General features: G+C 64.5%; 16 protein-coding genes and 1 pseudogene. 12 read left to right on the top strand and 5 right to left on the bottom strand.

Features of this window, described 5'->3' with window-relative positions; all coding sequences use genetic code 11:
• Nucleotides 1–224: 224 nt before the first annotated feature.
• Entirely contained in the window at nucleotides 225–551 is a 327-nt protein-coding gene (locus AC2FNJ_RS14185; RefSeq protein ID WP_496765111.1) for a hypothetical protein, read from the top strand.
• Nucleotides 552–651: 100 nt separating this feature from the next.
• Here the strand turns inward: AC2FNJ_RS14185 and dnaE are convergent, their stop codons facing one another.
• Nucleotides 652–4,152, bottom strand: coding sequence for a DNA polymerase III subunit alpha (dnaE, locus tag AC2FNJ_RS14180; protein WP_496765110.1), 3,501 nt, complete (start codon nucleotides 4,150–4,152; stop codon nucleotides 652–654).
• A 337-nt stretch (nucleotides 4,153–4,489) separates the two neighbouring features.
• Between dnaE and xdhA the strand changes: the two genes are divergently transcribed.
• From xdhA to AC2FNJ_RS14145, 7 genes are all read left to right on the top strand, one after another.
• Nucleotides 4,490–5,851 carry a xanthine dehydrogenase small subunit gene (gene xdhA, locus AC2FNJ_RS14175; protein WP_496765109.1) on the top strand — a complete coding sequence of 454 codons (1,362 nt, stop codon included), beginning with the start codon at nucleotides 4,490–4,492 and terminating at the stop codon, nucleotides 5,849–5,851.
• The gene (gene xdhB, locus AC2FNJ_RS14170) at nucleotides 5,848–8,262 is read left to right on the top strand and encodes a xanthine dehydrogenase molybdopterin binding subunit (protein WP_496765107.1); all 2,415 of its coding nucleotides are present in this window, start codon (nucleotides 5,848–5,850) and stop codon (nucleotides 8,260–8,262) included. The genes xdhA and xdhB overlap by 4 nt, the downstream gene beginning before the upstream one ends.
• Entirely contained in the window at nucleotides 8,252–9,187 is a 936-nt protein-coding gene (gene xdhC, locus AC2FNJ_RS14165; protein WP_496765106.1) for a xanthine dehydrogenase accessory protein XdhC, read from the top strand. Before xdhB ends, xdhC begins: the two co-directional genes overlap by 11 nt.
• Nucleotides 9,184–10,701 carry an ABC transporter ATP-binding protein gene (locus AC2FNJ_RS14160; protein ID WP_496765104.1) on the top strand — a complete coding sequence of 506 codons (1,518 nt, stop codon included), beginning with the start codon at nucleotides 9,184–9,186 and terminating at the stop codon, nucleotides 10,699–10,701. The genes xdhC and AC2FNJ_RS14160 overlap by 4 nt, the downstream gene beginning before the upstream one ends.
• A gap of 74 nt (nucleotides 10,702–10,775) precedes the next feature.
• On the top strand, nucleotides 10,776–11,858 hold the full coding sequence (locus AC2FNJ_RS14155) for an ABC transporter permease (RefSeq protein ID WP_496765103.1): 1,083 nt from the start codon (nucleotides 10,776–10,778) through the stop codon (nucleotides 11,856–11,858).
• Nucleotides 11,859–11,861: 3 nt separating this feature from the next.
• Entirely contained in the window at nucleotides 11,862–12,782 is a 921-nt protein-coding gene (locus AC2FNJ_RS14150) for an ABC transporter permease (protein WP_496765101.1), read from the top strand.
• A 38-nt stretch (nucleotides 12,783–12,820) separates the two neighbouring features.
• Nucleotides 12,821–13,894 carry a BMP family ABC transporter substrate-binding protein gene (locus tag AC2FNJ_RS14145; RefSeq protein WP_496765099.1) on the top strand — a complete coding sequence of 358 codons (1,074 nt, stop codon included), beginning with the start codon at nucleotides 12,821–12,823 and terminating at the stop codon, nucleotides 13,892–13,894.
• Nucleotides 13,895–13,965: 71 nt separating this feature from the next.
• Here the strand turns inward: AC2FNJ_RS14145 and AC2FNJ_RS14140 are convergent, their stop codons facing one another.
• Entirely contained in the window at nucleotides 13,966–15,204 is a 1,239-nt protein-coding gene (locus AC2FNJ_RS14140) for an HlyD family secretion protein (RefSeq protein ID WP_496765097.1), read from the bottom strand.
• Nucleotides 15,197–15,616: a hypothetical protein gene (locus AC2FNJ_RS14135; protein WP_496765096.1), complete on the bottom strand. Its 420-nt coding sequence runs from the start codon at nucleotides 15,614–15,616 to the stop codon at nucleotides 15,197–15,199. Before AC2FNJ_RS14135 ends, AC2FNJ_RS14140 begins: the two co-directional genes overlap by 8 nt.
• Nucleotides 15,617–15,737: 121 nt before the next feature.
• Here AC2FNJ_RS14135 and AC2FNJ_RS14130 point away from each other — a divergent pair.
• The 4 genes and pseudogenes from AC2FNJ_RS14130 to AC2FNJ_RS14115 form a co-directional block, all read left to right on the top strand.
• A pseudogene (locus AC2FNJ_RS14130) lies at nucleotides 15,738–15,944 on the top strand (aldo/keto reductase); the annotation flags it as partial.
• Nucleotides 15,945–15,952: 8 nt separating this feature from the next.
• Entirely contained in the window at nucleotides 15,953–17,026 is a 1,074-nt protein-coding gene (locus AC2FNJ_RS14125) for an NAD(P)/FAD-dependent oxidoreductase (protein ID WP_496765094.1), read from the top strand.
• Nucleotides 17,023–17,676, top strand: coding sequence for a DUF938 domain-containing protein (locus AC2FNJ_RS14120; protein ID WP_496765092.1), 654 nt, complete (start codon nucleotides 17,023–17,025; stop codon nucleotides 17,674–17,676). The genes AC2FNJ_RS14125 and AC2FNJ_RS14120 overlap by 4 nt, the downstream gene beginning before the upstream one ends.
• 71 nt (nucleotides 17,677–17,747) lie before the next feature.
• A complete protein-coding gene (locus AC2FNJ_RS14115) occupies nucleotides 17,748–18,083 on the top strand; it encodes a carboxymuconolactone decarboxylase family protein (protein ID WP_496765091.1) in 336 nt (111 codons plus the stop codon).
• Between the two features lie 64 nt (nucleotides 18,084–18,147).
• Here the strand turns inward: AC2FNJ_RS14115 and AC2FNJ_RS14110 are convergent, their stop codons facing one another.
• Both AC2FNJ_RS14110 and AC2FNJ_RS14105 read right to left on the bottom strand, forming a co-directional pair.
• The gene (locus AC2FNJ_RS14110) at nucleotides 18,148–20,655 is read right to left on the bottom strand and encodes a GcvT family protein (RefSeq protein ID WP_496765089.1); all 2,508 of its coding nucleotides are present in this window, start codon (nucleotides 20,653–20,655) and stop codon (nucleotides 18,148–18,150) included.
• A gap of 142 nt (nucleotides 20,656–20,797) precedes the next feature.
• Nucleotides 20,798–22,126 carry a hypothetical protein gene (locus AC2FNJ_RS14105; RefSeq protein ID WP_496765088.1) on the bottom strand — a complete coding sequence of 443 codons (1,329 nt, stop codon included), beginning with the start codon at nucleotides 22,124–22,126 and terminating at the stop codon, nucleotides 20,798–20,800.
• Nucleotides 22,127–22,139: the final 13 nt, after the last annotated feature.

Raw genomic sequence — 22,139 nt, 5'->3', positions numbered from 1 at the left:
GAGGGCGGGTGTGTCCGATTTGTACAACTTTTTTGGGAGGCCGAACCGGCATCGTCGGAAAGAAACGGCGTTGGTGGAGCGTGGCCGGATTCGGGTCAGTTGTCGGCAGTGCGGGACTTTGCTGACGATTTTTGATTATTCGTTGCGGCGCACTGGCCGAAGTGTACTTACTTCGCAGCAGCAAAGAATATTTTGCACGCGGGTTTTGGTGGAAAGGGCAACAGATGTCTCTGCTTTGGGAAGCGCTAGATTTACCCTCAGTCGGAGAAACCGCTTTGTCAGCCGCTGGAGTTGTGGGCCTCGGACTGCTTATTCGCTTCTGGGTGGTATTGGCAGACTACATGACGAATGATCCCCAAAAATTGCAATCAGTAGAGCAGTTTCCTTGGTACCACTCCAACCGACAGTATGTTGATTATCTTAGCGGGAGCCCCAAAAAAACGGTGCGTTGGATTGCGCTTCGTTTGGTCAAGCCTTTGAGTTGGTTTTTGATCTTTGGGGGAACTGTATTTTTGGCGCTCTCCGCAGTTGAGTTATTGCTGGGCCAATAAGTACGAATAACAAAGCGCTGACTGAGAGTTGGCCAAATAAGTAATAGGACTCAATCCTTCCACCCTCCTACGTACCTGAAACACAAGCTCCCGCTTCTGCCTATATCTCTTCCACGTCCAGCACCCCTTCCAGAGATTTGATGGCGCCCTTGATCTGCGGGTTGACGGGAAATTCCTGCCCCAGATCCATTTCGACATCGCCGGGCAGTTCCGGGTCCAGCAGGCAGAACTGGATCGGCCCCTTGTTCGCACCGCGCGCGACGTCGGCGGCGTCTTGCAGCACCTTGGCCACGGTCGGCACCGCCTCGGCCGCCGCGACGAACACGCGCAGGCCGATGGCCCCGACCTCGGCCACCGCGCTGTCGATCGGAGCGACCGACCGCGCGAGCAGCTTGAGCTGATCCGCCTCCATCGTCGCTTCGGCGGTCAGGACGACCTGGGCGCCGGTTTCCAGAAAGTCGCGGCTTTTTTCCAGCGTTTCAGAAAACAGCGTGACCTCGTAGGCCCCGGTCGGATCGGAGAGTTGCACAAAGGCGAACCGGTTTCCGCGCGCCGACTTCCGCTCCTGCCGTCCGGCGACGACCCCCGCCATCTTGGCGATCAACGGCCCAGAACGGGCCTTGTCCGTCACGTCTTCCAGCGTCAGAACCTGCTTGCGTTTCAGCGCCAGCTTGTAGTCGTCCAGAGGATGACCCGACAGGTAGAATCCGATGGCCTTGAATTCCTCGCTCAACCGTTCCGCAGGCAGCCAGTCGGGCGTCGGCGCCAGGCGCGGTTCGGGCAGGTCATCTCCGGCCTCGCCGAACAACGACACCTGGTTCGAGTTCTTCTGCTCGTGAACCGCGGCCGAATACTGCACCAGCGCCTCAAGGCTTTCGAACACGCGGCGGCGGTTCTGGTCGAGCTCGTCAAATGCCCCGGCCCGCGCCAGCATCTCCAGCGGCCGCTTGCCGACCCGTTTCAGATCGACCCGGCGGGCGAAGTCGAAGAGATTGACGAACGGCTTGTCGCCGCGGGCGTCCACCACCAGCCTCATCGCCTCGACGCCCACGTTCTTCAACGCGCCCAGCGCGTAGACCAGTTTGCCTTCGACCACGTCGAAGGTGGCCTGCGACCGGTTCACGCAAGGCGGCACATAGGGCAATGCCAGCCCCTTGCGCACCTCCTCGAAATAGACCGCCAGCTTTTCGGTCAGATGGATGTCGCAGTTCATGACGCCTGCCATGAACTCGACCGGGTGGTTCGCCTTGAGCCACGCGGTCTGATAGCTGACCACCGCATAGGCCGCCGCGTGGGACTTGTTGAAGCCGTAATTGGCGAATTTTTCGAGCAGGTCGAAGACCTCTTTCGCCTTTTCCGGCGAAACGCCGTTTTCCGCGGCCCCTTTCTCGAATTTCGGGCGCTCGGCGTCCATCGCCTCCTTGATCTTCTTGCCCATGGCGCGGCGCAGCAGGTCGGCGCCGCCCAAGGAGTAGCCCGCCATGACCTGCGCGATCTGCATCACCTGCTCCTGATACACGATGATGCCCTGGGTCTCTTCAAGGATGTGGTCGATCAGCGGATGCACCGACTGCCGCTCGCGCTGGCCGTTCTTGACCTCGCAATAGGTCGGGATGTTCTCCATCGGGCCGGGGCGGTAGAGCGCCACCAGCGCCACGATGTCTTCGATGCAGGTGGGTTTCATGCGCTTGAGCGCGTCCATCATGCCCGAGCTTTCCACCTGGAACACCGCCACGGTCTGCGCGGCCGAATAGAGCTTGTAGGTGGCTTCGTCGTCCAGCGGGATCGCGTTGATCTCGTTCTCCGCGCCGTCGGGCGGATCGTAGAGTTGCGTGCCATCCGCCGCCACGTGCAGGTCGCGGCCCGATCTGCGGATCAGATCGACCGCGTTCTGAATGACGGTCAGCGTCTTGAGGCCCAGAAAATCGAACTTCACCAGCCCCGCCTGTTCGACCCATTTCATGTTGAACTGGGTCGCCGGCATCTCGGAGCGCGGATCCTGATAGAGCGGCACCAGCCTGTCGAGCGGGCGGTCGCCGATCACCACGCCCGCCGCGTGGGTCGAGGCGTTGCGCAGCAGCCCTTCGACCTGCTGGCCATAGGTGAGCAGACGGTCCACCACCTCCTCTTCGCGGGCCGCTTCGCGCAGGCGCGGTTCGTCCTTCAGGGCCTTTTCGATCGAGACCGGCTTGACGCCTTCGACCGGAATCATCTTGGACAGGCGGTCCACCTGGCCGTAGGGCATCTGCAGCACGCGGCCGATGTCGCGCACGGCGGCCTTGGACAGAAGCGCACCGAAGGTGATGATCTGACCCACCTTGTCGCGACCGTATTTTTCCTGAACATAGCGGATCACCTCTTCGCGGCGGTCCATGCAGAAGTCGATGTCGAAATCCGGCATCGACACCCGCTCGGGGTTCAGGAAGCGTTCGAACAGCAGGCTGTAGCGCAGCGGGTCAAGATCGGTGATGGTCAGCGCATAGGCCACGAGGCTGCCGGCCCCCGAACCGCGCCCCGGCCCCACCGGGATGTCGTGTTCCTTGGCCCATTTGATGAAGTCCGCGACGATCAGGAAATAACCTGGAAATCCCATGCTTTCGATGATGTCCAGCTCGAAATCCAGCCGCTTCTGGTATTCCTCGGGCGTCACCGCGTGGGGGATGACCGCCAGACGTTGCTGCAGGCCTTCGTTGGCCTGCCGGCGCAGTTCCTCGACCTCGTCTTCGGCGAATCTCGGCAGGATCGGGTCGCGCCTGCAGGCCATGAAGGCACAGCGTTGCGCGATTTCCACCGTGTTCTCGATGGCTTCCGGCAGATCGGCGAACAGCGTCGCCATTTCCTGCGGCGTCTTGAAATAGTGCTGGGCGGTCAGACGGCGGCGGCCCTCCTGCTGGTCCACATAGGCGCCTTCAGAGATGCAGATCAGCGCGTCGTGCGCCTCGTACATGTCCGGGGTGGGAAAATAGACATCGTTCGTGGCCACCAGCGGCAGGTTCCTGGCATAGGCCATCTCCACATGGCCCTGTTCGGTCAGCCGTTCCGCTTCGGGCAGGCCGTTCTCGCCCGGATGGCGCTGCAATTCGACATAGAGCCGCTCCGGATAGATCGCCGCCAGCCGATCCACCAGCGCCTCGGCCGCGGGACGCTGCCCTTGCCGCAGCAACCGCCCGACCGGACCGTCCGGACCGCCGGTCAGGCAGATCAGCCCCTCGGAAAAGGTTTCCAGCTCGTCCAGTGTCACCTGCGGCACCTGCCCGCCCTTGTCCACATAGAGGCAGGTGTTGAGCCGCATCAGATTCTCGTAGCCGGTTTCGTTCTGCGCCAACAGGACGATGGGCGCGGGCGCCCTGGGCTTTTCGCCGGGCTCTTCGCGCATATAGGCGAGATCGACCTGGCAGCCGATGATCGGCTGGATGCCGGCGCCGCTGGCCACCACCGAGAACTCGAGCGCGGCGAACATGTTGTTGGTGTCCGTCACGGCGACGGCCGGCATCTGCATCCTTTCGCAAAGGTCCGGCAGCTTCTTGAGCCGCACGGCGCCTTCCAGCAGGGAATACTCGGTATGTACGCGGAGATGGATGAATCGCGGGGCACTGCTCATGCCCAAAAGCTAGCCGAGCGGCGGGGTGCGCGAAAGCGGTATTCGGCGCACCGAAACGCAAATCAATGCCCGATCACTTTTCGCGTTTTTTTGAAGGTGCTTCGGATGCGCTTTTTCCCTCTGCGGCAAAAAAACCGAAGATTCATGACCTTAATGCAATTCGGGTCAAGTGGCAGCCGACCGAAACCGGTGCAAAGCTGACTCCGAGACGCAGTTTTTCTTGCCAGATCGCGCCCTGTGTTTCTAACCTTTCCGTCAAGAAAGCCCGCTCCTCTTTCTACGTCGCATCGAAGGAGAGCACTGAGGGCCCAACGGGGTAAGGCGACTGGTTTCACGAATGGAGATCACGTTTCTTCTGAACGGAGAGACTGTGGAGCTGGCGGATGTCGCGCCGACCACAACGCTGCTGGACTGGCTTCGCGACGAGCGGGGGCTGACCGGCACCAAGGAAGGCTGCAACGAAGGCGATTGCGGCGCCTGCACCGTCATGGTGACGGAAGACGGCGAGGCCAAGGCGCTCAATTCCTGCATCCTGTTCCTTCCGCAGCTTCACGGCAAGGCGGTGCGCACGGTGGAAGGGGTCGGCGGTCCGGACGGGCAGTTGCATCCCGTACAGCAGGCCATGGTCGAACATCACGGATCGCAATGCGGGTTCTGCACGCCCGGGTTCGTGATGTCGATGGTGGCGAGCCACGCGAATGGCGCGACCGATCACGACACGCAACTGGCCGGCAACCTGTGCCGGTGCACCGGTTACGCGCCGATCATCCGCGCGGCCCAGGCCGTCGAAGACCAGCCGGTTCCGGTCTGGGTCAAGGACGCCCCCGAACCGGTGGACTCCGCCTCGCCCTTCTTGCCGCGGTCCTCGGACGAGTTGGCCGAGGTCTATGCGGCGCATCCCGACGCCACGCTCGTGGCCGGCGCGACCGATGTGGGGCTCTGGGTCACGAAACAGCTGCGCGATCTGGACCCGGTGATCTTTCTGAACGGTTGCGACGACCTGAAAGCCATCGACATCACCGATGACGCGGTGCGCATCGGCGCGATGGTGGACATGAACCGGATGGGCGCGGCCATGGCCGACCTGCATCCGTCCTATGCCGAGATGATCCGCCGCTATGCCAGCGTTCAGGTCCGCCACGCCGCGACCGTCGGGGGCAACATCGCCAACGGTTCGCCCATCGGCGACAACCCGCCCGCGCTCATCGCGCTGGGGGCGGTGCTGCATCTGCGCAAGGGCGACATGCGCCGGTCGATGCCGCTGGAGGCGTTCTTCCTCGACTACGGCAAGCAGGACCGCGCGCCGGGCGAATTCGTCGAAGCCGTCAGCTTTCCGCGGCAACCCGACCGGCTGAAATGCTACAAGCTGAGCAAGCGGTTCGATCAGGACATTTCCGCCGTCTGCGGCTGTTTCAACATCGTCGTCGAGAACGGCGCGGTAGCCGAGGCGCGGATCGCCTTTGGCGGCATGGCCGGCATACCAAAACGGGCCGCGACGGTCGAGGCGGCGCTGAACGGCAGGCCCTGGACGTTGGAAACGGTCCGCGCGGCCCTTGCCGGATTCGACGGCGACTTCACGCCCCTGACCGACATGCGCGCCTCGGCCGCGTACCGGCAGGAGACCGCCAGGGCGATGCTGGAGCGGTATTATCTTGAGGATCAGGGCGAGATCACCAACGTTTTGGAGGTGACGGCATGAGCATCGCAAGACCCCTGCCCCACGATGCCGCCCCGCTGCACGTTTCCGGCGCGGCACGATATGTCGATGACATTCCCACGCCCAAGGGAACGCTGCACCTGGCCTTTGGCCTCAGCCCGATCGCCAAGGGCCGGATCACCGCGATGGACCTGTCCGAGGTCGAGGCCGCCGAAGGCGTCGTCAAGGTGATGACCGCCGCCGATCTGCCCTTTGCCAACGACGTTTCCCCGTCGATCCATGACGAGCCGCTTCTGTCGGACGGAACCGTGAACTACGTCGGCCAACCGGTGTTTCTGGTCATCGCGACCAGCCATCTCGCGGCGCGCAAGGCGGCGCGGCTGGGCCGGATCGACTATGCCGAGGAAACTCCGATCCTGACCGTCGAAGAGGCGCTGGCCGCCGACAGCCGCTTCGAGGAAGGTCCGCGCATCTATGCCAAGGGCGACGCCGACGCCGCCATCGCCGGGTCCGAGGTGGTGATCGAGGACACGTTCGAGATCGGCGGGCAGGAGCATTTCTATCTCGAAGGTCAGGCCGCGCTGGCGGCGCCGCAGGAAGGCGGCGACATGCTGGTGCAGTCCTCGACCCAGCATCCGACCGAGATCCAGCACAAGGTCGCGGACGCCCTGGGCGTTCCGATGCACGCCGTGCGGGTCGAAACCCGCCGGATGGGCGGGGCCTTCGGCGGCAAGGAAAGCCAGGGCAACGCGCTCGCCGTGGCCTGCGCCGTCGCGGCCCGGGCCACGGGCCGGACATGCAAGATGCGCTATGATCGCGACGACGACATGGTGATCACCGGCAAGCGTCACGCCTTTCGCATCGCGTATCGCGCCGGTTTCGACAAGGACGGACACCTTCAGGGCGTGTCGTTCAAGCATTACGCCATCTGCGGCTGGGCGCAGGACTTGTCCTTGCCTGTCGCCGACCGGGCGATGCTGCATTCGGACAACGCCTATCTCTTGCCCAATGCCCGGATCGAAAGCCACCGGCTCAAGACCAACACGCAATCGGCCACGGCCTATCGCGGGTTCGGCGGGCCGCAGGGCATGGTCGGCATCGAGCGGGTGATGGACCACGCCGCGCATGTGCTGGGCCTCGACCCGGTCGTGTTGCGGCAGAGGAATTACTATGCGGCGGCCCACGCCCCGCAACTGGATCCGCCGTCCTTGCCCGAGCGCCCGCTGGGCCATGTCGATCCGCATGAGGATCTGACCAGCCTGGGCAGGGTGGAACAGGTGGCATCCGCACCCAAGGTCCGCCCCCTCCCCAAAGGCGGCAACACCACGCCCTACGGCATGGAAGTGACCGATTTCGAACTGCACGAAATGACCCAGGCGCTGCTGGACTCCTGCGACTACGCCGCGCGCAAGGCCGCCGTGGACCGCTGGAACGCCGAAAACCGGGTCGTCAAGAAGGGCATCGCCTTTTCGCCGGTGAAATTCGGCATCTCGTTCACACTCACCCATCTCAACCAGGCCGGCGCGCTGGTGCATGTCTATCAGGACGGCTCGGTGCATCTGAACCATGGCGGCACCGAGATGGGTCAGGGCCTGTTCCAGAAGGTCGCGCAGGTGGCGGCGAGCCGGTTCGGCATCCCGCTGGATGTCGTCAAGATCACCGCGACCGACACCGCGAAGGTGCCCAACACCTCGGCCACCGCCGCGTCGTCGGGCAGCGACCTGAACGGAATGGCGGTCAAGGCCGCCTGCGACACGATCCGCGACCGCATGGCCGAATTCCTGGCCGAGCGGCATCAGGCCGATGCGGGATCGGTGCGGTTCGCCGACGGTCACGTGGAAGTGGGCGAGGCGCGCTACAGCTTTGCCGAAGCGGCGGCGCTGGCCTATCAGGGCCGTGTCAGCCTGTCCTCGACCGGATACTACAAGACGCCAAAGATCGAATGGGACCGGATAAAGGGCCGTGGGCGACCGTTCTACTACTTCGCCTATGGTGCCGCCGTCACCGAAGTGGCCGTGGACACGCTGACCGGCGAAAACCGCATCCTGCGCACCGACATCCTTCATGACGCGGGCGCGTCGCTGAACCCGGCGCTGGATATCGGTCAGGTGGAGGGCGGTTACGTTCAGGGCGCGGGTTGGCTGACCACCGAGGAGCTGGTCTGGGACGGCAAGGGGCGGCTGACCACCCATGCGCCTTCGACCTACAAGATCCCCGCCTGCTCGGACCGGCCCGATGTGTTCAACGTCGCGCTCTGGAGCGGCGAGAACCGCGAGGACACGATCTATCGTTCGAAAGCGGTGGGCGAACCGCCCTTCATGCTGGGCATTTCCGCCTGGCTGGCGCTGTCGAACGCGGTGGCGGCCTGTGGCGACGCCTATCCCGCGCTGAACGCTCCGGCCACGGCCGAAGAGGTCTGGCGCGCGATACGGAGGGTCCGCGATGGGGTTTGACCGGGAAGAATTGAAGGCGGCGGTCGAGGCGCATGGGCGCGTGGTGCGCGTCGTCATCGCGTCCATCAAGGGGTCGTCCCCCCGCGAGGTCGGTGCCGCCATGCTGGTCTGGCAAGACGGGCAATCGGGCACCATCGGCGGCGGCACGCTGGAATATCAGGCGGCCGAGGCTGCGCGATGCCAGACCGCGCCCGCCCGTCTCAGCCAGCATGCGCTTGGCCCCGATCTGGGCCAATGCTGCGGCGGGGCGGTGACTCTGTTCAGCGAGGTCCACGACCGGGACACCGTCAATGAACTGGATGACACGGTCATCGCCCGGCCCGTTGCCGGCGGAGACATGCCGCTGTCGGTGAAGCGCATCCTGGCGCGGGCGCGCGGCCAGGGCGATCTGCCCGAGCCGCAACTGGTCGAAGGCTGGATGGTGGAGCCGGTCCACAAGCCGGCGCGCGCGCTTTGGATCTGGGGGGCCGGTCATGTGGGCCGTGCGCTCGTGGATGTTCTGTCGCCCTTGCCCGAGGTCGCGATCACCTGGATCGATACCGGCCCCGAACGCTTCCCGAGCGTGGTTCCGGCAGGCGTGACGGTCGTGCCGGCCGCGAAGCCCGCCGAACTGGTGCGGCATGCCCCGGTCGAGGCCGAGCATCTGGTCCTGACCTATTCGCACAATCTGGATCTCGAACTGTGCAACCGGCTGCTTTTGCACGATTTCCGCTTTGCGGGGCTCATCGGTTCGGCTACCAAATGGGCGCGGTTCCGGTCCCGGCTCAGGGCATTGGGGCATGCGCCCGAGCGGATCGGCCGCATCACCTGCCCGATCGGCGATCCGGCCCTAGGCAAGCATCCGCAAATGATCGCGGTCGGCGTCGCTGCCCAGTTGCTGCGCCCTGCCCGGCAAACCGAACAGAAGAAGGATCTGAGCGCGTGACCACCCCACTTCTGAGCCTGCAAGGGCTGACCAAGGCCTATCCCGGCGTCGTGGCCAACGACAACGTGTCCTTTGACATCGGCGAGGGCGAGGTTCATGCGCTGCTGGGCGAAAACGGCGCCGGCAAATCCACGCTGGTCAAGATGATCTACGGTCTGGTCAAGCCCGACAGCGGCACCATGCTGTTGCGCGGCCAGCCCTATGCCCCGCCCGAGCCGCGCGCGGCGCGCGCCGACGGGATCGCGATGGTGTTCCAGCATTTCTCGCTGTTCGACGCCCTGAACGTGGCCGAAAACATCGCGCTGGGCATGGAGAACCCGCCGGCGATGGGCGATCTGGCTTCGCGCATCCGCGAAGTGTCGGAAACCTACGGCCTGCCGCTGGACCCGTACCGCACGGTTGGCGACCTGTCCGCGGGCGAACGCCAGCGGGTCGAGATCATCCGTTGCCTGCTGCAGGATCCCAAGCTGCTGATCATGGATGAGCCGACCTCGGTTCTGACCCCGCAGGAGGTCGAAATCCTGTTCGAAACGCTGCAGAAACTGCGGTCCGAGGGCACCTCGATCCTCTACATCTCCCACAAGCTCGAAGAAATCCGCACCTTGTGCGATCACGCCACGATCCTGCGGCTGGGCAAGAATGTGGGCGAATGCGTGCCGCGCGACACGTCGGCGCGCGAGATGGCCGAGCTGATGGTCGGTTCGACCCTGCAGACGCCCGAACGGTCGGGGCGCGACTTCGGTGAGGTTGCGCTCGACATCAGCGGGCTTTCGGTGCCGTCGCCGTCGGAATTCGGGACGGCCCTCAAGAACGTGCACCTGACCGTGCGCAAGGGCGAGGTTCTGGGCATCGGCGGCGTGGCCGGCAACGGCCAGGACGAATTGCTTGGCGTTCTGTCGGGCGAAATCCTGACCGCCGCCGACGCGGTCAAGATGGCCGGTCAACCGATCGGTAGGCTCGGCCCGACCGCCCGGCGCAGGCTGGGTCTGCTCACCGCGCCGGAAGAGCGTCTGGGTCATGCCGCGGCCCCGGACATGAGCCTGACCGAAAACGCTCTGCTGACCGGCTCGGTGCGGGAACGGCTGGAGCACAACGGATTCCTGAAATGGGCCGAAACGCGGAGTTTCGCGGAACAGATCATCAAGGCGTTCGATGTGCGCACGCCTGGCCCCGACAATGCGGCGCGGTCGCTGTCCGGGGGCAACCTGCAGAAATTCGTCATCGGCCGCGAGGTGATGCAGAACCCGGAGGTTCTGGTGGTCAACCAGCCGACCTGGGGCGTCGATGCGGCGGCCGCCGCGGCGATCCGGCAGGCCATTCTGGACCTCGCCGCCAAGGGCGCGGCGGTGGTCTGCATCAGCCAGGATCTCGACGAGCTGATGGAAATCTCGGACAGCTTCGCGGCCTTGAACGAAGGCCGCCTGAGCGCGCCGCGCCCGACCGCGGGCCTGACGGTGGACGAGATCGGCCTGATGATGGGCGGTGCCCACGGAATGGAGGTGGCGCATGTCTGACGTGTCGCGCCGAAACCCAGGTGCCTCGGGCAGAGGCATTTGCAGAAACAACAAGATGACGGGGGGATGAGCGGATGATCGTGCTGGAGAAACGGCCACAGCCGTCACAGGCGTGGTCGATGATGACGCCGCTTGTGGCGGTGCTGGCCACCATGGTTTTCGGCGGACTGCTGTTCGCGGTGCTGGGCAAGAACCCGGTGGAGGCGATCGGAACGATCTTCTGGGAGCCTCTGTTCGGCGAGTTCTCGTTCTACTACCGGCCTCAGCTGCTGGTCAAAGGCGCCCCGCTGGTGCTGATCGCCATCGGCCTGTCGCTGGGCTTTCGCGCCGGCATCTGGAACATCGGGGCCGAGGGCCAGTACATCATGGGCGCGATCTGCGGCGCGGGGGCCGGTCTGGCCTTCTATCCGCTCGAAGCGTTCTACATCTTTCCGATCATGGTGATCGCGGGCGCGCTGGGCGGTTGGGCCTGGGCGATGATCCCGGCCCTGCTGAAAGTGCGCTTCGGAACCAACGAAATCCTCGTGTCGCTGATGCTGGTCTACGTGGCCGAACAGTTCCTCGCGTCGGTTTCGCTGGGCCTGCTGAAGAACCCGGAAGGGTTCGGATTTCCCGGCTCGCGCAACCTGCAATCCTATGCCAGCGCGCACAATGCCGAACTGATCACCGGCAGCGGCATGCATTGGGGCGTGGTCGCGGCCTTTGTCGCCGTCATCTTTGCCTATGTCCTGCTGAACCGGCACATGCTGGGCTTTCACATCCGCCTGACCGGCGAGGCGCCGCGCGCGGCCAAATTCGCCGGCGTGAACCCGGCGCGGCTGATCCTGTTCTGCCTGGGCCTTTCGGGCGCCCTGGCCGGGCTTGCGGGCATGTTCGAAGTGTCCGGCCCATCGGGCGTCGTGAGCATCGACTTCAACGTCGGCTACGGCTTTACCGCGATCATCGTGGCATTCCTGGGGCGGCTGCACCCGGTCGGCATCCTGCTGGCGGGCGCGCTGATGGCGCTGACCTATATCGGCGGCGAAATCGCACAATCGCAGCTGGGCCTGCCCGCCGCCGCCATCCAGGTGTTCCAGGGGATGCTGCTGTTCTTCCTGCTGGCCTTCGATCTTCTGACCAACTACCGCATCCGTTTCGCCAGCAAGGAGGTGGCCTGAGCCATGGACCTTTCCGAAATCAATCCCGTCCTGCTGGTGGCCTCTCTGATGGTTGCCGCAACCCCGCTCCTGCTGGCCGCGATCGGCGAACTCGTCGTGGAAAAGGCCGGTGTCCTGAACCTGGGCGTCGAAGGCATGATGATCGTCGGTGCGATCAGCGGCTTCGCCATCTCGGTCGAAAGCGGCTCACCCTGGCTCGGCTTCCTGGCGTCGGCGATCGGCGGTGCGCTGCTGTCGCTGCTGTTCGTTCTGCTGACGCAGGTGGCGCTGGCCAACCAGGTTGCGAGCGGTCTGGCCCTGACCCTCTTCGGCCTCGGCCTGAGCGCCCTGCTGGGGCAGAACTATGTCGGCATCAAGCCCCCGGACATGAGTGAGATTCACATTCCGGGGCTGAGCGATGTCCCCGTGATCGGACCGATCCTGTTCCAGCACGACCCGATACTTTATCTCGGCATCGCGTTGACCGCCGCCGTGTGGGCCGTGCTCAAATACACCCGTGCCGGTCTGGTCCTGCGCGCGGTGGGCGAAAACCACGATGCCGCGCACGCGCTGGGCTACAAGGTCATCAAGATCCGCATTCTGGCGATCATGTTCGGCGGGGCCTGCGCCGGTCTGGGCGGAGCCTATATCAGCCTGATCCGCGTGCCGCAGTGGACCGAGGGCATGACGGCCGGTGTCGGCTGGATCGCCCTGGCGCTGGTGGTCTTTGCCAGCTGGAAGCCCTGGCGGGCCCTGCTGGGCGCCTATCTGTTCGGCGGCGTCACGGTCGTGCAGCTGAATCTGCAGGCGGCAGGCGTTGCCATTCCTGTCGAGTATCTGGCAATGTCGCCCTATATCATCACGATCCTTGTTCTCGTGATCCTGTCGGCCGACAAGAGCAGGGCGCCTGCCTCGCTCGGCCGTATTTTCCACGCCTCTCACTAAGAGAGGAAAAACTGTACCAACTTGGGGAGTATAACCTGATGAAATTCACCTCACTTCTCGCCTCGGCCGCGGTGGCGATCGGTCTCGCGACCGGCGCAGCCGCTCAGGACAAGACCAAGGTCGGTTTTGTCTATGTCGGCCCGGTCGGCGATGGCGGCTGGACCTATGAGCACAACAAGGGCCGCCTGGCCGTCGAAGAGCACTTTGGCGACAAGGTCGAAACGGTGTTCGTGGAGTCCGTGCCCGAAGGCCCGGACGCCGAGCGCGTCATGACCCAGATGGCCCTGGACGGGGCGGACCTGATCTTCACCACCTCGTTCGGCTACATGGACCCGACCATCAACGTGGCCAAGAAATTCCCGAACGTGAAGTTCGAGCACGCGACCGGCTACAAGACCGCGCCGAACGTGTCGGTCTATTCGGCCCGCTTCTATGAGGGCCGCGCGGTGCAGGGGCACATCGCGGGCAAGATGACCAAATCGAACATCATCGGCTATATCGGATCCTACCCGATCCCCGAAGTGATCCGGGGCATCAACTCGGCCTATATCCATGCCAAGAAGGTCAACCCGGATGTCGAGTTCAAGATCGTCTGGGCCTACACCTGGTTCGATCCCGCCAAGGAGGCGGACGCCGCCACGGTGCTGATCGAACAGGGCGCCGACGTGATCCTGCAGCACACCGACTCGACCGCGCCGCAGGCCGCCGCGCAGGAGGCGGGCAACGTCGTGACCTTTGGTCAGGCCTCGGACATGAGCGAATACGCTCCGTTCCCGCGTGTCTCGTCAATCATCGATGACTGGGCACCCTACTACATCGCGCGCACCCAGGCTGTCATGGATGGCACATGGGAAACCAGCGACACCTGGCATGGTATCAAGGAAGGCATGGTCGCAATCGGCGAGATTTCCGACGCTGTCCCCGCAGACGTCAAGGAAGAGGCGCTGGCTCTGAAAGCCGCCATGGCCGCAGGCGAATACCATCCCTTCACCGGTCCACTGAAGAAGCAGGACGGCAGCGACTGGCTGGCCGAGGGTGAAGTGGCCGATGACGCCACGCTGTTGGGCATGAACTTCTATGTCGAAGGGCTGGAAGGCGACATTCCGCAATAAGCCGGATTGATACGCAGCCTTTTGGGGGCCGCCTTTTCTGGGCGGCCCCTTTTCTTTGCGCAGCAGTCCGGTCAGTGCCCGCCGCTCAGAACCAGGGTCTTGACCGGCAGCAGCAGAACCTGGATCCGCAACAGGATCGCGTGCACCAGACCCACCGTGTCCACCACGTGCAGGAACAGCCATCTGCCGGTGCTCAGATCCTCGTCATGCAGGATGTCGTGGTTGTTGGTATAGGCATTGGCCATGCAGTTGGCCCCGGCCGGAATGCCGTCGGCCTGTCCGGAATAGACCGGCTCCATGAACACCGTCAGCGTGCCGGGGCGGGTGTTGTCCTGTGGATCGACCAGTTGGTCCGAGGGGCGGATCTGGCCCGACGGCACCACGTCCTGAATGCCCACGACCACCATCGGAATGACGGTGAAGGGTTTGGCCAGACAGGCCATTTCGGCGTACATGCCCGGCTTGATCACGCTGGCGCTGATCTGGTCGAACCCCGCGACATATCGGTGGCGATCGGTGAACTCCCGCGGCACCAGAATGCCCGCCGGCCGCAGGATCGGGTTGATATAGTCCCCGACCTGCAGGCCGAACTGTTCGATCGTGCCGGACACACCGGCATAGACGGACGTCTTGTCCAATTCCGCCTGGGCCTGTTCCAGCGCGGCCTCGGCGCTGGCCTGCTGCGCGGGGATCAGCACCTTGATGTTCTGCTCGACCGCTTGCTGATGCGCCTGGGCCGCGGCCAACTGGCCCTCGCGGCTGTCCACAAGGTTTTCCAGCCGCTCGACCTCGCTCACCCGCACGGCGCTGGAGCCCCGCGCCAGAAGCTCGTTCTGACGGGCCAGATCGTCCCTGGCCTGTTCGAGCGACGCTTCGGCCTGGTCCACCGAGCCGATGGCCGCGGCCAGATCCGCCTGCGCCACGACCAGCGAGGCGGCGACTTCCTCGACCTGCCGCTCGGCGGTCTCTACGGCCGCGCGCTGGCTCGAATCGTCCAGGCGGAACAGCAAGGCGCCGGCCTCGACCTGCTGGTTGTTCTCGACCAAGACCTCCGTAACCCGCCCACCGGTTTCGGGCAGGATCGTCACCGTGCGAAAGAAGGATCGCACGCTGGTCGCCGAGGGGTGGTAGAAAAACACGAGCGTGATCAGGGATATGGTCAGGACCGCACAGAGCGTGATGCCGTGACGCAGCTCGTACCACATCGAAAAGAAGGTGATTTCGTGCCCCCAGCGCTTTCCCTGGCGATACCGGCGGTAGAGGTAGTCCGGCAGGATCGTGACCAGCGAGCAGATCAGCAGTTCAAACATCGCGTTGGACCTCCGGCGCCTCGGGTTGCGGCGAAGGTTCCCTCTTTGCGACATCGCCGCCGGGAATGCGGCTGAGGATGCCGGACAGCGATGACGCCATGGATTGCAGCGGCGACAGGAAGTCGGGCATCCGGAAGGCCGCGATCAGCAAGGCGGCGATCCAGAAGATGTTGTTGTGCGTGAACAGCGCCAGCAGGGCCAGGATTCCGATCACCTGAAACTGCGTGTGGTTGCCGTGATGCGCCATGCGCTCCGGCAGCGCGTGCAGCGTGAAGTAGAGCGCACCGATCAGGACGATCAAGCCGATGGTGAAAACCGCCACGCCGACGAATAATGGATCGCTGCCATCCGGCCCGGGCATGTAGCCCGGCAGATGCGCCGTCGCCATGGGATGAATGCTCTGGCTTTCCACGTCCTGTCCCCCGTTTTCCGCGTCATTGGCACTATGGGCCGCGGGCCGACCGGGTTGCAAGCTGCCGGTGCGCCTGATTTTGGCTCTTTTTCCCGTCCGGTCCGCGTGCCATGGTCCGCGCATGACTCGCACCCTGACCAGCCCCGACGGAACTCCCATCGGCGATTTCGCCTTTGGCACCATGCAATTCGGCGGCCGCGCGGATGCGGCGCAGAGCCGGGCGATGTATGACGCCTGCCGTGCCGCGGACATCCGCCATTTCGATACCGCGCACATCTACACGGACGGTGCTTCGGAAGGGCTGTTGGGCAAGATGATCCGGCCCGAGGAGCAGGCATGATCGACTTTCTGGTGATCGGCGGCGGCATCGCCGGGCTGAGCGCGGGGGCCTGTCTGTCGGACCTCGGGTCCGTGACGGTCCTCGAAGCCGAAACGGCGCTGGGCTATCATGCCTCGGGCCGGTCCGCGGCGCTGTTCGAGCAGAATTACGGCCCGCCGCCGGTCATCGCGCTCAGCCGCGCGAGCGCCGAATTTCACCGGACCGCGAATGGCGGGTATCTGAGCCCGCGCGGCTTGCTGCTGGTCGGGGGGCGGGATCAACGGGCGGACTTCGAGGCCGATCTGCGCGCGCTTGGCATGGCCCCGATGGAACTCGACGAGGCCCGGAGGATGGTTCCCATCCTGAACCGGGACACCGTAGGATTTGCGGCTTATCACGAAGACGCGCAGGATTTCGACACCGACAGGATGCTGCAGGACTTCGCCCGGCAGATCCGATCGCGCGGTGGGGCGGTCCTGACGCAAAAGCCCGTGACATCGATACGCAAGACCGGCCATTGGCGGGTGGAGGCGGGAGATCTGTACGAGGCACGGATCATCGTCAACGCGGCAGGCGCCTGGGCGGATCGGATCGCCGCTCTGGCAGGCGTCGATCCAATCGGCATCGTACCGCATCGCCGCTCGATGGCGCGGTTGCCTGCACCGGGAGGCCACGATGTGTCCGGCTGGCCGATGATGCTGGGTGTCGGCGAAACCTGGTACGCCAAACCTGACGCAGGCAAACTGCTGGTTTCCCCCGCCGAAGCCGATCCCGTCGAACCGCACGATGCCTATGCCGACGACATGGTTCTGGCCGAAGGGCTGGACCGTTACGAACGGATGGTGACCGAACCAGTGACCCGCGTGGAAACCAACTGGGCCGGTTTGCGCAGCTTTGCGCCGGACAAGTCCCTGGTTCTCGGCCCCGACCCGGCACGGCCGGATTTCGTCTGGTGTGCCGGTCAGGGCGGCTACGGGTTTCAGACCGCGCCCGCAGCGGCGCGCCTGGTCGCGGATCTGGTCGCCGGACGGCCATCCGAACTGGAGCCGGAGACCGTCGCCGCGCTGCGCCCCGAAAGGCTGCGGCGATGAGCCCGCGAAAACTCCCGCCCAGCGCCAATGTCGCGGCGCCGGCCGAGGGGCAAAAGCTCGTCGCACCGGCAGCGAGCCGCAATGTCGGCCCCCTGTGCGACTTGCTGGCGCACGTTGCCCCTGGCGCAGGCCGTGCGCTGGAACTGGCCAGCGGAACCGGTCAGCACGTCGCCGCCTTTGCCGAGCGCTTTCCCGATCTTCAATGGCAGCCGACGGAGATCTTGCCGGACCGCCGCGCCAGCATCGATGCCTATGCCGTGTCGCTGCCGAACGTCGCCCCGGCAGCGCATCTCGACGCGACCGAAGCCGGCTGGGGCGGCGCATGGGGCGGGCAAGACCTGATCGTGCTGATCAACCTGCTGCATCTGATCGACATGCCCGAAACCAAAACCGTGATCTGCGAAGCCGCCGAGGCGCTCGCACCGGGCGGCCGATTTGTGGTCTATGGCCCCTTCATGCGGGCGGGCGAGTTGACCAGCACGGGCGATGCGAATTTCCACGCCGCGCTTGTCGCCCAGGATCCCGCCATCGGCTACAAGGACGATTTCGACATGATCGACCTCATGCAGTCCGCAGGGCTCGAAATGGTCGAGATCGTGGAAATGCCCGCCAACAATCTGGCCCTCGTCGCCGGAAAGCCCATTACCTGATCAAGATCAAGGTGGCCCGCCCCTCGTCCTCATACAGATGCGGATAATTCGATATATGCGAGGGGTACATCATGAACTGGCAAGACAGACTGTCCGCGACCCGGTCGGGCCTGCGGAACCTGAACGGTGCGATACCCGACACCGCACGGGCGTTCGGGGCGCTTGGCAAGGCCGTCAAGGAAGGCGGTACGCTGGATTTCAAGACCAAGGAGTTCATTGCGCTGGGAATCTCGGTCGCCGTCCGCTGCGAGCCTTGCATTTCGCTGCATGTCGAAGCGCTGGTCCGGGCGGGCGCCTCTCGTGAAGAGGTTGCGGACGTGCTGGCCATGTCGATCCAGATGGGCGGCGGCCCGTCGATGATGTATGCGGCAAAGGCATTGGAGTGCTTCGACGAACTGTCGGCGTGAAAAAGGCCCGCGCCGGCGGGCCTGACGGGCGGCACCGGAACGGCGCCGCCTTGCTCGGTCGGGATCAGCCGTCCTTGCGGATGGTCTCGTTCTTGGGGTCATAGGGGCTGTCGCAGGTCACGACCGCATCCCACAGCTTGTCGAACATCTTGACCTTAAGCCTGGTGCCTTCCACAGCCAGTTCGGGCTTGACATAGCCCATGCCGATCGACTTTTCGAAGGCCACCGAATAGCCGCCCGAGGTCAGACGACCCACACGCTCGCCTTCGGGCGTATAGAGCGCCTCGCGGCCCCACGGGTCGGCATCGTCCGGCCCGTCGATCAGCAGGGTGCAGCATTTCACCCGCACGCCGGTTTCGACCAGCTTGTCCTTGCCGTGGAACTCCTTGTCCAGATCGACAAAGCGCGGCAGGTCGGCTTCCAGCGGGGTGGCGTCGCGGCCCAGTTCGGTGCCGAAGGCGCGATAGGATTTCTCCTGCCGCAGCCAGTTCTGGGCGCGGGCCCCGACCAGCTTCATGCCGTGCTTCTGGCCGGCCTGTTCCAGCAGGTCGAACAGGTAGTTCTGCATCTCTACGGGGTGGTGCAGTTCCCAGCCCAATTCGCCGGTATAGGCCACGCGGATGGCGTTGACCGGGCACATGCCCAGTTCGATCCGGCGGGCCGACAGCCACGGGAAGCGCTTGTTCGACAGGGCGGTTTCCGGTTCGGCGTCCTTGATGACCTCCTTCAGCACGTCGCGCGACTTGGGCCCTGCGATGGCAAAGACGCCCCATTGCGTGGTCACGTCCTGGATCTCGATGTAGCCGAACTCGTCCATCTTGTCCTCGGCCGCCTTGCGCAGGAAGTCGGCGTCATACTCGGTCCAGGCGCCGGCCGAGACGAGGTAATACTCGTGCTCTTTCAGGCGCACGATGGTGTATTCGGTGCGGGTGGTGCCGTGATCGGTCAGCGCGTAGGTCAGGTTGATGCGGCCGACCTTGGGCAGCTTGTTGCAGGTGAACCAGTCGAGGAACTGGGTGGCACCCGGCCCCTTGACGATGTGCTTGGTAAAGGCGGTGGCGTCGATCAGGCCGACGCCGCCCCTGATCGCCTTGGCCTCTTCCACGGCATATTGCCACCAGCCGCCGCGGCGGAAGCTGCGGGCGTCGTGGTCGAAATTCTCGGGCGCATCCAGCGGGCCGTAGTAGTTGGGGCGCTCCCACCCGTTGACCCATCCGAACTGCGCGCCGCGCGCCTTCTGGCGGTCATAGGCCGGGGCGGTGCGCAGCGGGCGGCAGGCTTCACGCTCTTCATCCGGGTGGTGCAGGATGTAGACGTGTTCGTAGCACTCCTCGTTCTTGCGGGCCGCGAACTCGGTGGTCATCCAGTTGCTGGAATAGCGTTTCGGGTCCAGCGAGGCCATGTCGATCTCGGCCTCGCCTTCGACCATCAGCTGCGCCAGGTAATAGCCGGTGCCGCCTGCGGCGGTGATGCCGAACGAGAAGCCTTCGGCCAGCCACATGTTGCGCAGGCCCGGAGCCGGGCCGACCAGCGGGTTGCCGTCGGGCGTATAGCAGATCGGGCCGTTGTAGTCGTCTTTCAGACCGACCGTTTCCGAGGATGGAATCCGGTGGATCATGCTCATGTATTCCTCCTCGATCCGCTCGAGATCGAGCGGGAAGAGGTCGGCGCGGAAACTGTCCGGAACGCTGTATTCGAAACGTGCGGGCGCGTTGCGCTCGTAGGGGCCGAGAATCCAGCCGCCACGCTCTTCGCGGACATACCATTTGGCGTCGGCATCGCGCAGAACCGGGTGTTCGGGGTTGCCCGCCTCGCGGAACTTCACCAGTTCCGGATCCGGCTCGGTCACGATGTACTGATGCTCGACAGGGATGGCGGGCATCTTGATCCCCAGCATCCGCGCCGTGCGCTGCGCATGGTTGCCCGAGGCCGTCACCACGTGCTCGGCCGAAACCACGACCTGCTCATCCGAGGGCACCAGGTTGCCGCCCTTCTCGACCATCCTGGTCAGCGTCACGTCCCAGTGATCGCCCTTCCATTCAAAGGCATCCGCCTGCCACTTGCGCTCGATCACCACGCCGCGCTGGCGGGCGCCCTTGGCCATCGCCATGGTCACGTCGGCCGGGTTGATGTAGCCGTCGGTCGGATGATAGATCGCGCCGACCAGATCCTCGGTCCGCACCAGCGGCCAGCGCTCCTTGATCTGCGCCGGGCTCAGCCATTCATAGGGCACACCGCAGGTTTCGGCGGTGGACGCATAGAGCATGTATTCATCCATGCGCTCGCGAGACTGCGCCATGCGCAGGTTGCCGACGACAAAGAACCCCGCGTTCAGGCCGGTCTCGTCCTCCAGCGTCTTGTAGAAATCGACGGAATACTTGTGGATATGGGTGGTCGCGTAGGACATGTTGAACAAGGGCAAGAGACCCGCAGCGTGCCAGGTCGAACCCGAGGTCAGCTCATCCCGCTCGACCAGCATCACGTCGTCCCAGCCCGCCTTGGCCAGATGGTAGGCAATCGAAGTCCCGACGGCGCCGCCGCCGACAACCAGCGCTTTGACTTGGGTTTTCATGACCAAGCGTCTCCCCTTGAATTGAGTTGCCACCATATGGCGCATTTGGCGGGCGCCGCGCGATATTCATCCGACCAGTGATAAGAAAAAAACGACCCGCCTTTGCAGACGGGTCGCATTTTCGCCAAGCAAGGCGGTTCCGTCAGCCGCCGCCGACGGAACAGCGTTTGGTGGCACCCCAGTTGGAACAAGCCCCGGCTCCGGCACCGCTCTTGTTGACCCGCACATCGCTGCCCTGGGCGGTGTCGCCGGCCATGCCCCCCGCCAGATCGGGACCGGACAGGGCCGAGGTAAGGCTGCTCAGAATGCCCGGTGACGGGTTTTCCGCCTCCTGGGCGCCGTCACCGCCGAATTTGGCAAAGAGCTTCCCGATCAGCGATCCGCCGCCTGCATCGGCCTTTTGCCGTTCGGTGGACATCAGGTGTTCGATGCCCTGGCGGTATCCCACCTGAATCATTTCGTCCGGGTCGCTCACCTTGCCCGCCGTGAGGTCGAACACGCCGTCGGGCAGGCCGTGTCCGGCCGCGACGGTATTGAGCAGCAGGGACGCCCCGTCGATGTTCTGGAGACGCATCTGCGCGATCTCGCCGCGCAGACCGACGAATTCGGTGTAGAGCGCAGTCAGCTTCGCGGCCAGTTCCGCCTCTTTCTCCGGCGGCACGGTCGTGTCGTTGCCCACGCCGGGCACGGGTCGTTTCAACAGCGCGTTGAGTCCGTCATAGTCCAGGCTCGCCAGCAATGCCCGCACATCCTGCGGCGGCGCGTCGGAACGGACCTGAAGAACCACCTCCTCGCCGATCCCGATCACCCCGACATAGTCGGTGAAGCTCACCGCGCCGGTTTCGGCCGGGGCGGCGGTGATCAGAGCCCAGTCGTTGCGGGCTTTCTGCGAGACCTGGAACGGTTCCATCGCGCTGAACGCCACGCCGCCAATGACGGCAAAGGGGCGCTTGCTCCCGGCGTCGAAATCCATGGCCGCGATTGTCTGGGCGATGTTGCCGATCAGGGACTTGGAACTTGCATTGGAAACCAGCTTGGCCTGCAGCCAGGCGGTGGCTCCGTCGCGCTCGTAAACCCAACCGCGTTCGTGCAATTCCTTGGCCCGCAGCGCGGCCTCTTGCGTTTCCACCTGGATTGCCAGTTCGCGCGCCGCCGCGCTGGCCTGGGCCTGGCGGTTCCCGGTTCGGGCGTTGACCGTCACATCGGCGTCGAGGATCGAGCGGCGCGTCCAGCCCTCGACGGTCTCCGGCAGATAGGGTTTGGCCCCATCGCGCCACCGTTTCTTGCGCTCTTTCTCGGCCGCCACCGCGGCCAGTTCGACCTTGTAGAGCCCGAACCGGTCGTTGACCGTTTCGAGGTAGGCGCTGAGCGACATCTGGCCCTCGGTCTTCTTGTCTTGCTGGTAATAGTCCAGAAACATCACGACCAGAGCGCAGATGAGCGCAAACCCGACAAATCGAAGAATGCCCATCGTGCCTCCAACA

It is taken from the genome of Ruegeria sp. BHSB196 (assembly GCF_059613135.1).
The sequence above is the reverse complement of the archived record's forward strand: the minus strand, read 5'-3'. Positions and strand labels throughout refer to the sequence as shown.

Excerpts from the sequence above, each read along its gene's own strand:
- xdhC (WP_496765106.1), top strand. The coding sequence starts at position 8,252 with ATGGGGTTTGACCGGGAAGAATTGAAGGCGGCGGTCGAGGCGCATGGG.
- xdhA (WP_496765109.1), top strand. The coding sequence starts at position 4,490 with ATGGAGATCACGTTTCTTCTGAACGGAGAGACTGTGGAGCTGGCGGAT.
- xdhB (WP_496765107.1), top strand. The coding sequence starts at position 5,848 with ATGAGCATCGCAAGACCCCTGCCCCACGATGCCGCCCCGCTGCACGTT.
- AC2FNJ_RS14145 (WP_496765099.1), top strand. The coding sequence starts at position 12,821 with ATGAAATTCACCTCACTTCTCGCCTCGGCCGCGGTGGCGATCGGTCTC.
- AC2FNJ_RS14120 (WP_496765092.1), top strand. The coding sequence starts at position 17,023 with ATGAGCCCGCGAAAACTCCCGCCCAGCGCCAATGTCGCGGCGCCGGCC.
- AC2FNJ_RS14115 (WP_496765091.1), top strand. The coding sequence starts at position 17,748 with ATGAACTGGCAAGACAGACTGTCCGCGACCCGGTCGGGCCTGCGGAAC.
- AC2FNJ_RS14140 (WP_496765097.1), bottom strand. The coding sequence starts at position 15,204 with ATGTTTGAACTGCTGATCTGCTCGCTGGTCACGATCCTGCCGGACTAC.
- AC2FNJ_RS14105 (WP_496765088.1), bottom strand. The coding sequence starts at position 22,126 with ATGGGCATTCTTCGATTTGTCGGGTTTGCGCTCATCTGCGCTCTGGTC.
- AC2FNJ_RS14110 (WP_496765089.1), bottom strand. The coding sequence starts at position 20,655 with ATGAAAACCCAAGTCAAAGCGCTGGTTGTCGGCGGCGGCGCCGTCGGG.
- AC2FNJ_RS14155 (WP_496765103.1), top strand. The coding sequence starts at position 10,776 with ATGATCGTGCTGGAGAAACGGCCACAGCCGTCACAGGCGTGGTCGATG.
- AC2FNJ_RS14150 (WP_496765101.1), top strand. The coding sequence starts at position 11,862 with ATGGACCTTTCCGAAATCAATCCCGTCCTGCTGGTGGCCTCTCTGATG.
- AC2FNJ_RS14125 (WP_496765094.1), top strand. The coding sequence starts at position 15,953 with ATGATCGACTTTCTGGTGATCGGCGGCGGCATCGCCGGGCTGAGCGCG.
- dnaE (WP_496765110.1), bottom strand. The coding sequence starts at position 4,152 with ATGAGCAGTGCCCCGCGATTCATCCATCTCCGCGTACATACCGAGTAT.
- AC2FNJ_RS14185 (WP_496765111.1), top strand. The coding sequence starts at position 225 with ATGTCTCTGCTTTGGGAAGCGCTAGATTTACCCTCAGTCGGAGAAACC.